This window comes from Sphingobacterium sp. UBA7855 (assembly GCA_002500745.1).
Lineage (GTDB): Bacteria > Bacteroidota > Bacteroidia > Sphingobacteriales > Sphingobacteriaceae > Sphingobacterium.
In genome coordinates this window covers 354024-366575 of record DLST01000018.1, presented here as the reverse complement: position 1 = coordinate 366575, position 12552 = coordinate 354024, and the positions used below count along the sequence as shown (strand labels likewise).

Here is a 12552-nt window from a genome sequence, read left to right as displayed (position 1 = left end):
CTATCCATCAACCTTATCACCACTGTTGCTTGCCCTAAAGAGCGTTTCTTTTTCGGGATTCGTTAGACTGTCGTAGCCAGAAACAGAAATTTTATCTAAAATGGCATCGATTTCGGCCTGATTGGGCAGGTCATAACGATGTTTCCGATTTGTCTGTATGTTGTTGCCTACAACGACTTTCATTTTTGCAGGCTTATTTTGCTTTTTCTGGAATATTGTGGACCAGTCCATCCCCGATTTTAATGCATAGGTGAATCCCATTCCAAATAAAATAACCGCAAAATAGGAAATGGCCGCGGGACGGTTTGTCAGGGTGAGGGCCAGGAATTCCAACCCAAAATAAATGATGGCTATTAATTTTAATTTGATATTACCAATAAGCAGTAAGCGTAATTCGTACTTGGGAACTAACGTGACAATAGCCGCTAATACCGCCGCCAGAGGGAGCGATCCGCCCATGAGCTGTAAATCGCTGGACATCGGAAGAAGCGATCCGAATCCCACGTAGAGGATACCGCCGAATAGCCAAGAGGTGATATAAATAAATAAAAACTGCCTTGTGTTTAAGAAAGTAAAAAAAATCTGACCGACCCAATAGAGCCATAAGCTTTCGAAGAGTATAGTCCAAAGTTTTACATACACAAAATTTGATGTAAACAAAGACCATGGCTGTTCGAGAAAACGCGAAAAACTACTTGGTAGGCTCAATCCTCTCACTAAAGGTTCCAGAAAGCTTTGCGAAACGATCTTTAATTCAAAGAGTAGATCCAAAAAATAGATGAGGACAAACAAACACGCCTGAATACTAATTACTAACGGTACTGGTGATCCAGTTTTATAGGTTTGTCTCCAAAAATCTTTTAGCCCGATGTTATTCATTTCGCACGATATTAATAAATTCCCTTTCTAACCTTCCAGAGTTTAAGTAGTAGATAGCCAAATAGTGCTCCTCCGACGTGAGCCAGGTGAGCCACAGAATCTCCGGGCCGCGACAGGCTCATATAGATTTCGATAAGGATAAATCCACCGATCATGTATTTCGCTTTGACTGGTACAGGAATAAACAAAAATTGCAGCGGGATGTTTGGGAAAAGGTAGGCAAATGCCAATAGCACACCGTAGATAGCCCCAGAAGCACCCAGCATGGGAATAAGGTAGGTTAAAGCTTCGTTATTCCCGGTATTTGCCAAGGAGATAAGCTCGTTCCCATTCATACCATGAAGGGGGGCAAAAGAACCCGTCGCATTGTAGAGCTGTAAACCATTCACTGCGGTATAGAGAAACCAGGCACCGATTCCAGATACCATATAGAAATTTAAAAAACGTTTCGATCCAAGTACCTGCTCAATCATTGGCCCAAACATGACCAGCGAAAACATATTGAAAAAGATATGGCTAATATTGTTTTTATCATGCATAAACATGTGCGTGACTACCTGCCAGATTTTAAAATAAGGCGAGTCGGGATAATAGACCGCAAGATAATCATATGCTACAGGTACAATTTGCGATCCAATATAAAATACAATATTGATGATCAATAAATTCTTGATAACAGGTGTTAATTGTGGAAACATATATTTTATCTTCTAGTTTTTACCAAATTTTTCCGCTAACTCCTGCAATGTAAATGTTACAATGACAGGATTTCCATAAATGGAGATATTGGGCGAGTGACAAGCGAAAAGCTTATCTACCAGCTCTGCCATAGCCGTGTTGTCCAATACAGTACCCGGCTTAATGGCTGCATTGCGGGCAAGGCTCTTGGCAAGATTTTCGCGCTTAGCGAGCTTATACTCAGATTGATTGTTTTTATAATCTTCCAATATTTTCTCAATCATCTTTATTTCATCGAATCCTGTCCCTAAATCGGCTGGAATTCCGTCAATAATATAGGAATTTTTTCCAAATTCCCGAATTTGAAAGCCCAAACCATTGATGTCCTCCAGGAGATCTTTCATCAATTCATTATCTGCGGCATGCAGATCTAACGTCTGCGGAAATAAACTCTGCTGACTCAGACCTCTATGTTGATCCAGCTGTGTAAGAAACTGTTCAAAAAGAATACGTTCGTGCGCAGCCTGCTGATCGATCAGAATAAATCCAGAGTGAATCTGGGAAACAATATATTTATTATGCAGCTGGAAAAAGAGCTTCGATGATGATTTATCTTCGACTTGAATAACCTGTGGACCATCGTCATCTAACTCAGATTTTCTATGCAGAGGTAGCTGAACGGACTCTTCTTTTTCGACGATTTGATAGAGGGAATCCCAATTGCTCGGAATCCCGCCCGTTTTCTTGGTAAGTCCTTCCGCATAGCTTTCTGATCGGGTATAGCTCGAATTGGATTTTGATTTGTCCGTATCAAACGGGTTAAAATCCGGATTGAACGTTACTGTTGGAATAATAATTTCATCCAAGGCCTTTTTGGTAATCAGGTTGGTGAAACTTGTTTCCTGTTCAAAATCCAGCGAAGGCATGATGTTGTACCGCCCCAGTGACCTTTTTACTGCAGACCGTATAATGGCGTAAATGGCCTTATCGTCTTCATACTTGATTTCGGTCTTTGTAGGGTGTACATTAATATCGATTCGCGCAGGATCTATGTCGATAAATAAGACATAGAAAGGGAATGTTTCGGCTTGTAAAATATCCTCATAAGCATTCATCACAGCATGATGAAGATAAGGGTCACGTACAAAGCGTTTGTTGACAAAGAAAAACTGTTCGCCACGAGTTTTCTTTGCAAACTCGGGTTTCCCAACAAAACCTTCTACTTTGATGATGGATGTATCCTCTTCGACAGGAACAAGGCGCTGATTGTAATTGTTCCCGAAAATATGGACAACACGCTGTTTGAGCGTCTCCGCGGGCAAATGATAAATTTCATTTCCGTCGCTGTGCAAAGTCAGGAAAATCTGTGGATTGGATAAGGCTATACGTTGAAATTCATCAATAATATGACGCATTTCTACGGAGTTACTCTTTAAGAAGTTCCGCCGTGCAGGAATATTGTAAAAAAGATTTTTTACTAAAATATTTGTTCCGGCAGCAACAGCTTCCGGGTATTGGTTGACAACTTTTGATCCTTCTATCTCAACAACTGTCCCTAGTTCATCTTCGACACGGCGTGTTTTGAGTTCGACCTGCGCTATCGCAGCAATGGATGCCATTGCTTCACCACGGAAACCCATGGTGCGGATTGCAAATAAGTCCTCAGCCTTACGAATTTTTGATGTTGCGTGCCGTTCAAAGCAAAGGCGGGCATCAGTCACACTCATGCCACAGCCATTGTCAATGACCTGAATCAATGACTTGCCTGCGTCTTTAACAATAAGTTTTATTTTGTCAGCTCCAGCATCAATAGCATTTTCAATCAATTCTTTAATGGCAGACGCTGGTCGCTGCACCACTTCTCCCGCCGCAATCTGATTAGCAACATTATCTGGAAGTAATTGAATAATATCCGACATATAATACAAAGTTACGAAATATCCATATTTACAGCGTATAAACACGGATGAAAATCAAATGGACATTCCACTTGTTCCTTTAAAATAAAAGCCTTTAAAGCGTTCACCTATACCAATTAACTGGCTGCAAATGATACCTATTGACATACTAAAACAAACTGCAAAACCGACATAATTATTGCATATGGGTTATTGAATTACTTATGCACAATTTAACGGCGGTCGGATACAGTATGCCTTACCCAAGTCCGGAGTAAAAACAATGGTTCTCCATTTCAATGATAGGGCATCTACAGCGACATCACATCTCCAGCTTTAAGAAACGTGCCGTTTCGCTTTTATTATTTTTAATTAAGTTTTCAGGCGTTCCCTCAAATAGGACCTGGCCCCCTTCTTTACCGCCCTCAGGACCAATATCAATCACCCAGTCTGCCGATTTGACCACATCCAGATTGTGCTCGATGATCAATACCGTATTTCCACGGTCTACTAAACGATTGATAACACCCATCAGTACATTCACATCTTCAAAGTGAAGACCGGTAGTCGGTTCGTCAAGGATGTAAAATGTGTTTCCAGTATCTTTTTTAGAAAGTTCAGTAGCCAATTTTACCCGCTGAGCCTCACCTCCTGATAAGGTTGTCGAAGATTGACCTAAGGTAATGTAACCCAAACCGACATCCTGCAGTGTTTTAATCTTTCGGTAGATACTCGGTACATTTTCGAAGAAATCCACCGCATCATTGATGCTCATATCGAGAACATCGGAAATGGATTTTCCTTTATAGCGTACCTCCAAAGTCTCTCGGTTGTAGCGTTTTCCGTGACAGGTTTCACAAGGAACCTGCACATCCGGAAGAAAATTCATCTCAATGACCTTTAGTCCGGCTCCCTGACAGGTTTCACAACGACCACCTTTCACATTGAAGGAGAATCTTCCGGGCTTATAGCCCCTGATTTTTGCTTCAGGCAACTGGACAAACAAGGTTCTGATATCCGAAAATACACCTGTGTAGGTTGATGGGTTAGATCGCGGTGTACGACCGATAGGGCTTTGATCGATTTCGATAACTTTGTCAATATGTTCTAACCCTTCAATTTTTTTGAAGGGAAGTGGAGTTGCTTTCGCCCTGAAAAAATGTTTATTCAAAATCGGGTACAACGTACCTGTAATTAAGCTGGATTTGCCCGAACCCGAAACACCGGACACCACAATAAGCTTTCCTAAAGGAAAAGAGACCGAAAGATTCTTCAAGTTATGCCCTGTTGCACCTCGTAACGACAATGTTTTTCCATTGCCCGTACGACGTTTTTCAGGGATTTTTACCTCTTTTGTTCCATTGAGATAAGCCGCCGTCAGGGAGTCTGATTTTAAGATTTCTTTAGGTGTGCCCTCGGCAACCACCGTACCACCATGAACTCCCGCAGCAGGTCCCATGTCGATAACATGGTCGGCATGTAGGATCATGTCTTTATCATGTTCTACCACAAGCACCGAATTACCAATATCGCGTAGGTTTTTGAGTGCATTGATCAGTCGCTCATTGTCCCGTTGATGCAGTCCGATACTCGGCTCATCCAGGATGTAAAGTACATTCACCAATTGCGAACCAATCTGTGTGGCCAGACGGATGCGTTGTGCCTCACCACCTGAAAGCGTCTTCGCTGTACGGTCCAGGGTCAGGTAATTTAGACCTACATCCAGCAAGAAACCCAAACGCGCACGGATTTCCTTTAAGATCTCTGTGGCAATAATAAGCTGGCGTTCGTCAAGTTTACTTTCTACCTGGTCAAACCATTCTTTGATGGAAGTGATATCCATCGTAGCAAGTTCATGGATGTTCTTATCGGCAATTTTGAAATGTAAAGATTCTTTTTTCAATCGGGCACCCGCACAGGTAGGACAGGTAACTTTTGTTCTGAAATCATCTAACGAAGGGGCTTCATCCGATGATTTTCCAGAAAATTCTTCCAGCATCTTAAAGATGCCTTCAAATTCAACGCGATATTCACGCGTGCCATAACTGCCATAAGAAACCGTGACAACGATAGGCTCTTCTTTATTTCCAAACAAAAGCTGATCAATCTGTTCTTCATTGAGCTTTTCAAGCGGCGTTGAAATGGTAAAATCCAATTTTTTAGCGACAGCTTTCAATACTTCCGACGTCCAGTTTTCACGCGTGGGCCCTAGAGGCGCTAAACCGCCTTTTTGAATGCTTAGCTTTTTGTCCGGAATAACCGCATGCTTATCAATTTCAAAAATATAGCCTAAACCATCACACGTGGGACATGCACCATAAGGCGAATTGAATGAGAACGTATTTGGCTGTGGCTCATCATACGAAATACCCGATTCCGCATCCATGAGATAACGGCTATAAAATTGCTCCTGGTTGTCCTTGTTAGAGACTTTGATGATTCCTTTTGCTGTTTTCATCGCCTGCATGACCGACGTCTGTAAGCGCTTTTTATCTTCACGCTCTACTTTCAGACGATCTACTACGATTTCAATATCGTGTATTTTATACCGGTCAACCTGCATTTTTGGAACAAGATCCAATATTTCCCCATCCACACGCACCTTCACATAACCTTGCTTGCGGATTTGTTCGAACAATTCCCGATAATGCCCCTTACGTCCTTTGACCACAGGTGCCAGGATATTTAAAGCCTGTCCTTCAAATTCAGTCAGAATACGTTCAATGACCTGATCGTCCGACATGCGCTCCATCTTTTTTCCGGTCACATAAGAGAAGGCTTCTCCAGCACGGGCAAAAAGTAAACGCATAAAATCATACACCTCAGTGATCGTTCCAACAGTAGACCTGGGGTTTTTGCTGGTTGTTTTCTGTTCAATCGAGATTACCGGACTTAAGCCCGATATTTTATCCACATCCGGACGTTCCATACCACCCAAAAACTGGCGGCTATACGCACTGAATGTCTCCATATAGCGGCGTTGCCCCTCGGCATAAATGGTGTCAAAAGCCAAAGATGACTTTCCACTTCCGCTTAGACCTGTAATTACAACCAATTCATTTCTTGGAAAAGAAACATCTATATTTTTTAAATTGTGCGCACGCGCTCCAAATACCTGAACTTCACTTTGTTCGCCCAAATCTGGACTTCTTTTTATTGCCATGAAAACTCCTTAAGGTCCCTTTGTGAGGGATTAAATGCAAAACATGCAAAATTACAGATTTTAAAGGAATTATGCGAGCCGATCTGACTTTTGGAATAAAATGTGATATACAAGTGATTTAAAAAAATAATGTACCTTGCACCATAAATCTAAATGTATGCGAAAATACGACGTCAGCAAACAAGAAAAGCAATCGATCGATGATATTGTCCAATTCTGGAAGAAAGAAAATTTATTGGATGAGCAAAAAGCGAACGAGCTGATGGAGAGTTTGGACGTGAAAAGTTTTGATTGGGGGCAACTGGCTCGGTATGCTTTTTGGATTGCACTGGCATCTCTGGTATTCGCCGTTTTTTCGCTGTTTACCGATGCGTCATTCCTAGCCTTTGTGGATACCCTTTACGAAGCACCAAATATCTTGTTTTGTTTCTTTTTTGCTGCCGTGGCCGTATTGTTCTATACCCTGGGGTTGCGCTATAAGAAACGCTATCCGTATAAAAACTTATCCACCGAAACCATGATGCTGATTGGAGTTTTCGCTACGGCAGCCTGTATTGGATTTATGGGTAAGGTATTGGATAAAGATACCATGCACTACTCGCTTTTATTTTTGCTTTCCGTGGCGATTTATGGTTTTCTTGCTGTCAAGCTTGATAGTAAGCTCATCTGGACATTTATGCTATTGGCGCTAGGGGTATGGTTTGCAACCGAAACGGCGTACCATAGCAATTGGGGCTTCAAGTTTTGGGGAATGAATTATCCCCTTCGGTTTACCATTTTTGGGACACTGATCACTGCACTGGCCGTTTGGGCTCAGCCACGGTTCGCACAGCTACAAGTCTTTCAGCCTATCAGTTATATTGTCGGATTGATCTATCTGATGGTATCCTTATGGACACTCTCTATTTTTGGGAATTATGCTGATTTTTATGAATGGACCACCGTACGTCAATACCATATGTTCTACTGGGGTATATTGTCAACTGCGGTATCTGTATTTCTGGTCGTCTATGGATTAAAAGCGAAAGACAATGTGACCAGAGAAGTTGGGTTTGTATTTTTAGTGCTCAATATCTATACACGTTATGTGGAATACCTCTGGGACAACATCAATCGAGCAGTATTCTTTTTGATTTTGGCCGTGTCCTTTTGGTTTGTTGGCCGTTGGGCAGAGAAATTATGGAACAAACGGAAGGAAGAGATTGCTGGATAACGCTTAAAATTGAATCGTAAATCCGACACCTCTATTGGAATTGATGCTCAGATTGGGATCCAGGCTTAAATATTTGCGGATCCGGGTAACAAAGACATCCATGCTCCTTCCGGTAAAGAAATCTGCATTCCCCCATACCTTTTCAAGAATATCTTCACGCGTGACAAGCTGGCCCCTGTGTTGCCATAGAAATAGGAGCAGTTGTGCTTCGCGTTCAGTGAGCTTAAACTGACCCTGTGCATGGCTTAATACTAACTGTTCGGGGTGAAATACATATGTCCCGATGGCAATCGATTTTGGCGTACTATTTTTCTGATTTCGTTTTAATATATTCTGTATGCGAAGCAAGAGTTCTTCAGGGTCGCAAGGTTTAGTAACATAATCATCAGCACCGATTTTTAGTCCCGTAAGCTTGTCGATCTTTTGTTCTTTGGCGGTTAAAAAGATAAATGGTAATGCCGGATGCAGGGCATTAATTTCTTTGGCCAGACTAAAGCCGCTGATTTGAGGAAGCATCACATCCAGTATAACCAGGTCGTAGCCCGCTAGCTGCTGAAAATTTTCCATAAGATCCTGAGGCTGCGCTATCCAATCTACGACAAATGCAGACAGCTCAAGGTATTGCTTGAGCATAAACCCAAAATCAGGATCATCTTCAACGAGGAGTAATTTGTTCATTTTTTATATTCAGTCGTTCATTTAAACTACTTTTCTATGCTTGCGATATTAGCATTGTCTTGGGGCTTATTTCCTATTTCTTTCCCGCAGCTGATTAAACTTACTTCATGATGGAATAGCAACGAGCGGCAATTGAATGTTAAACGTAGTACCTACACCAAGCTTACTCGTTACTGTAAGCTGTCCCTGATAACGATCCACAATTTTTTTAACAAGGAAAAGGCCGATTCCCAATCCCTTGGTGTCGTGTATATTGCTTTTTTGGATGCGGTAAAACTTGTCGAAAATATAAGGAAGTTCGCAATCCTCCATGCCATCGCCATTGTCTTGTATGAAAATTGAAAGCGTATTTTTCTTTTGCTCAAAATGCACTTTAAGCCATTTTGCGCCATACTTTACAGCATTATTCATGAGATTCTGAAATAATGTTGTCGCATCGCTGAGGCCCAAGCACAATTTGCCTTCAGGCAATGGACTTGTTTCAAATGCAATGTCCGGGTTCGTCAATTGAAAATCATCGAAAATCGCTTGGAGTTCCATCGCGGTAACAGGAGAATAATCCGTTGGTTTAAAGTCTTCGGTCAGTGGATCAAGGGTGTTTTCCAGGCGATTGACTTGCCGCTCAATGACCGTTATAATATTTTCATCTGTCGATTTTCGAAGTGTTTTAGCTGCAATTTTCAAGGTTGCAATAGGGGTTTTAAGTTCATGCGATACATTGTCAACCACGTCGTGAAGCACGGTGATCTGCTTCTGCTGTTTTTTGAGATTTTGAATGGTTCTATAAAAAAGCCAAAGAAAGGCGACCAATATGAATAAGGTGCTCAACAGGAGGGATGTGAGTTCTTTGAATAATATCCAGTGGAGATTGGTTACCTCAAAAGAACTTTTCCTGTGGACTAAAAAGGTGTACAAAATTTCCTTACTTTGGATGCTCTCTTCAATTTTCTGTGTTTCGGTTTTTTCCGTTATCCATTCACTGGAAGAAAGTTCAACAGGCCGTTGGAAATTTCCCCGTGTGGTGTAAACCGTAATAGGGCCATCAGCAATCTGCTTGTTAAAGTTTTTAAAATAAATACCCAAGATCTCTTTTTTTAGGATAACAGCCATACCCAGTGGTTGAAATAGGCTGTCGACATAGTGCGTGAGCTTTCCGGAGGTTTTACGTGCATTGGCATGATATAGCCCTTTAAGCTGTTGAGCTGTTATCTCATTTTTAACCAATTTGATGTAGTAGTCTCTGGCGATGTCCTTGCTCATTAAATCATCATCAAAAAGGCTGTCAATTTTTGGAAATTTATTCAGTCTGCTTTTTACTGTTGCAAAAATATCGCGCTGTTTGAGCTGATAGGTGTTGTACAATTGATAGCCCTGAATGCCGATCAGTACAGCAAAAAATAATGTAAAAAGCACACTATAATTTTTGGGTTTCAATTCCATACACAAATATAACTGCCAAAGGCAAATATAATATACTTTAACGCAGCATTAACCCTTCATTAACCATTATTTACTACGGAGATGGACAATTTTGAGCCATCGGAAGCGTGTGAAAGGTCAGCGACTGTCACATACGGATAACCATAAAAAGCCATGCATTTGACAGCACAGCTAATAGATATAATAATCCAGGTATGCGCTAATGAAATTAAAAGACTAATTATTTGTACATGAAATCGATCCTATTTTTTCTAGCTTTCCCTTTAGCGCTTTCAGCGCAGACAAAGATCGGGGGACAAGTTCAGGATACTAACAAAACTGTATTAACAGGTGCAACCGTTATGCTATTGGATAGTAACTATCAAGCCATTCGTGAAGTGAAAACTGACCATCTTGGAAAGTTTATGCTGTCGCTGGATTATCCTGGCAGCTATTATCTACGGTCTACTTATCTTAACTTTAGACCTCAGGAGCACTTTTTCCGTAGCGACACCATTGCTCGCCCTGTGGTACTTGAACTTATTCCCGAATCAAAAGTACTCGAAGAAGCACAGGTCATCGGGCGGGCGCCGAGATTGATCCGCAAGTTGGACCGCCTGGAATTTAACGTGCAGCATTCTAATCTTTCGGCACTCAACAGTTGGGACATTCTGAAACGGACGCCATTGGTGATGGCAAATGGCTCAGATTTAATGGTCCGTGGGAGTAAAAATATTGTTGTAATGATTAATGAACGAAAAGTTATGCTCACGGGGGAGGAATTGAAAACCTATCTTGAGAATACGTCGGGCAGCGATGTCCAATCGATCGAGGTCATTACCAACCCTCCTGCAAAATATGAAGCCGAGGGCAGTACCATCATCAATATTAAGCTTTCCAAATCGAACCTCTATGGATATCGGGGTGCGGCGGTGGCATTGGCCGAAAAAAGCAGTACCTGGAAGCAACTGTTTGGGCTGACCCAGTATTATAGAAATGAAAAAATCAACCTTCGTGGCACCTATAATTTTGGAAGAGGAACTTACGCACGTTACGAAACAAATTATGTGTATTACCCCAATGAGCAAACTTCGTGGGAAGGTGTGATGGATCGATTTGATACCAATAACAGTCAGAACAGCTATGTGCTTTCGATGGAATACACACCCGATTCAACCTGGACTGTTAGCGGAGGTCTAAACGGATATTATGGCCCCAAAACCTATGGTACCTACGTGGTGCCAACTGTCATTTACGATAGCAACCGTATTCAACAATCGAGCTACCTCACAACAAACGATCATGAGTCATCTTCAGAAACAAAAAACATGTATCTCCAGGTCATTAAGAAGCTTAACGCCAGCTGGAGTATAAATTGGTCTTCTTACTTTACAGACCATCATTCGACAAATAATCAGGATGTGCTCACCGCGCTGAGATTTAAGGATCAACAACCCAGGGATACACGATTTATTAGCAACAACGGAAATAAAAATAGGCTCTTTTCTTCACAGGTCGATTTTTCCGGTAAAGTAAAGCAGCTTGGGATGGAATTTGGAGGGAAATTTAGCGATGTTACAACGACAAACAGTCTTGTGTTCACTGATGATGAATCGGGAAAGTTGGAGCATAGGCCGGATAAGAGCAGTGAGTTTGATTACAAAGAACGGAATGTAGCTCTTTATGGTTCATTGGACTATACCTGGAAAAAATGGAGCTGGAAAGCAGGATTAAGAGGAGAATATACCAACTTGAAGGGCATTGTATCAGAACCAGAAGATATCAATAAACAGGATTATTTTGTGCTCTTCCCGACATTTTATATGCAATATGACTTGACGGAAAATCAGCAGTTCGGTTTTTCTTACGGAAAGCGGATCAGTCGTCCTTCTTATTCTTGGCTCAATCCCGCAAAATCCTACTACAATCGTTTTTCATACTTTCAGGGAGATCCCCGTTTAAGGGCTACGATCGTGCATAACCTGAATCTGACGTGGACTAAAAACAACTGGAATATTGATCTCTTCTACCGATTTGAAAAGTGGCCCAATATGGAAATAGCCTTGCAGGATAATGTTAACCACCAGCTGATTTATCACTATACCAACATTAAAAAGGGGCAGGGAGCAGGGATAGACCTAGGTAAGAGTTTTCAGTTTACTGAACGGTGGGGAATGAACCTGCAGCTAGAGGGAATGTACAATGAGAATTACTTTATGGGGACTGATGATGTGCTGCACAAGAACGATGTATATATTGGCAACGGAAATATAAGTAGCAGCTATGTCTTGAGCAAAGAAGCAGGCTGGAATCTGGAGCTCGGCAATACCTTTACGTCCCCCACCATTCAGGGACCATTTAAAATAACTGGCTATTCCAGTACGTATGTGATGACAAATCGAAAATTCTTTAGAAACAAGTTTGAGGTGAATCTATCGTTTATGGACATCTTTAAAACGGAAATAATGACCATATCTTCAAAATATGCCGATCAAAATAACTTTTATAAAGATTATCGGGATACCAGAAAGGTGAATCTGACGCTTCGGTACCATTTTGGAAATCAAAAAGTCAAAAGTAACAATCAGCCCGCAAAAACAGAAGAGCAGAACCGCTTGTAAATC

8 protein-coding genes are annotated in these 12552 nt (G+C 41.5%); 2 read left to right on the top strand and 6 right to left on the bottom strand.

What is annotated here, in order from left to right:
- From B2107_RS17765 to uvrA, 4 genes are all read right to left on the bottom strand, one after another.
- A complete protein-coding gene (locus B2107_RS17765; protein ID WP_293957059.1) occupies positions 1 to 879 on the bottom strand; it encodes a rhomboid family intramembrane serine protease in 879 nt (292 codons plus the stop codon).
- Between the two features lie 11 nt (positions 880 to 890).
- Positions 891 to 1577: a rhomboid family intramembrane serine protease gene (locus B2107_RS17760; RefSeq protein ID WP_293957058.1), complete on the bottom strand. Its 687-nt coding sequence runs from the start codon at positions 1575 to 1577 to the stop codon at positions 891 to 893.
- A 12-nt stretch (positions 1578 to 1589) separates the two neighbouring features.
- Entirely contained in the window at positions 1590 to 3476 is a 1887-nt protein-coding gene (gene mutL / locus B2107_RS17755) for a DNA mismatch repair endonuclease MutL (protein ID WP_293957057.1), read from the bottom strand.
- A gap of 301 nt (positions 3477 to 3777) precedes the next feature.
- Positions 3778 to 6618: an excinuclease ABC subunit UvrA gene (gene uvrA / locus B2107_RS17750; RefSeq protein WP_293957056.1), complete on the bottom strand. Its 2841-nt coding sequence runs from the start codon at positions 6616 to 6618 to the stop codon at positions 3778 to 3780.
- A gap of 157 nt (positions 6619 to 6775) precedes the next feature.
- On the opposite strand from uvrA, the gene B2107_RS17745 reads away from it, so the two are divergent.
- The gene (locus B2107_RS17745) at positions 6776 to 7831 is read left to right on the top strand and encodes a DUF2157 domain-containing protein (RefSeq protein ID WP_293957054.1); all 1056 of its coding nucleotides are present in this window, start codon (positions 6776 to 6778) and stop codon (positions 7829 to 7831) included.
- Between the two features lie 3 nt (positions 7832 to 7834).
- On the opposite strand, the gene B2107_RS17740 is transcribed toward B2107_RS17745, so the two are convergent.
- Together B2107_RS17740 and B2107_RS17735 are read right to left on the bottom strand one after the other, a co-directional pair.
- Positions 7835 to 8509: a response regulator transcription factor gene (locus tag B2107_RS17740; protein WP_293957052.1), complete on the bottom strand. Its 675-nt coding sequence runs from the start codon at positions 8507 to 8509 to the stop codon at positions 7835 to 7837.
- Positions 8510 to 8614: 105 nt separating this feature from the next.
- Positions 8615 to 9949 carry a sensor histidine kinase gene (locus B2107_RS17735; RefSeq protein WP_293957050.1) on the bottom strand — a complete coding sequence of 445 codons (1335 nt, stop codon included), beginning with the start codon at positions 9947 to 9949 and terminating at the stop codon, positions 8615 to 8617.
- 230 nt (positions 9950 to 10179) lie between these two features.
- Between B2107_RS17735 and B2107_RS17730 the strand changes: the two genes are divergently transcribed.
- Positions 10180 to 12549: an outer membrane beta-barrel family protein gene (locus B2107_RS17730; protein WP_293957049.1), complete on the top strand. Its 2370-nt coding sequence runs from the start codon at positions 10180 to 10182 to the stop codon at positions 12547 to 12549.
- Positions 12550 to 12552: the final 3 nt, after the last annotated feature.

Coding starts and splice junctions, on each gene's coding strand:
- B2107_RS17735 (WP_293957050.1), bottom strand. CDS start 9,949: ATGGAATTGAAACCCAAAAATTATAGTGTGCTTTTTACATTATTTTTT.
- uvrA (WP_293957056.1), bottom strand. CDS start 6,618: ATGGCAATAAAAAGAAGTCCAGATTTGGGCGAACAAAGTGAAGTTCAG.
- B2107_RS17765 (WP_293957059.1), bottom strand. CDS start 879: ATGAATAACATCGGGCTAAAAGATTTTTGGAGACAAACCTATAAAACT.
- mutL (WP_293957057.1), bottom strand. CDS start 3,476: ATGTCGGATATTATTCAATTACTTCCAGATAATGTTGCTAATCAGATT.
- B2107_RS17740 (WP_293957052.1), bottom strand. CDS start 8,509: ATGAACAAATTACTCCTCGTTGAAGATGATCCTGATTTTGGGTTTATG.
- B2107_RS17745 (WP_293957054.1), top strand. CDS start 6,776: ATGCGAAAATACGACGTCAGCAAACAAGAAAAGCAATCGATCGATGAT.
- B2107_RS17730 (WP_293957049.1), top strand. CDS start 10,180: ATGAAATCGATCCTATTTTTTCTAGCTTTCCCTTTAGCGCTTTCAGCG.
- B2107_RS17760 (WP_293957058.1), bottom strand. CDS start 1,577: ATGTTTCCACAATTAACACCTGTTATCAAGAATTTATTGATCATCAAT.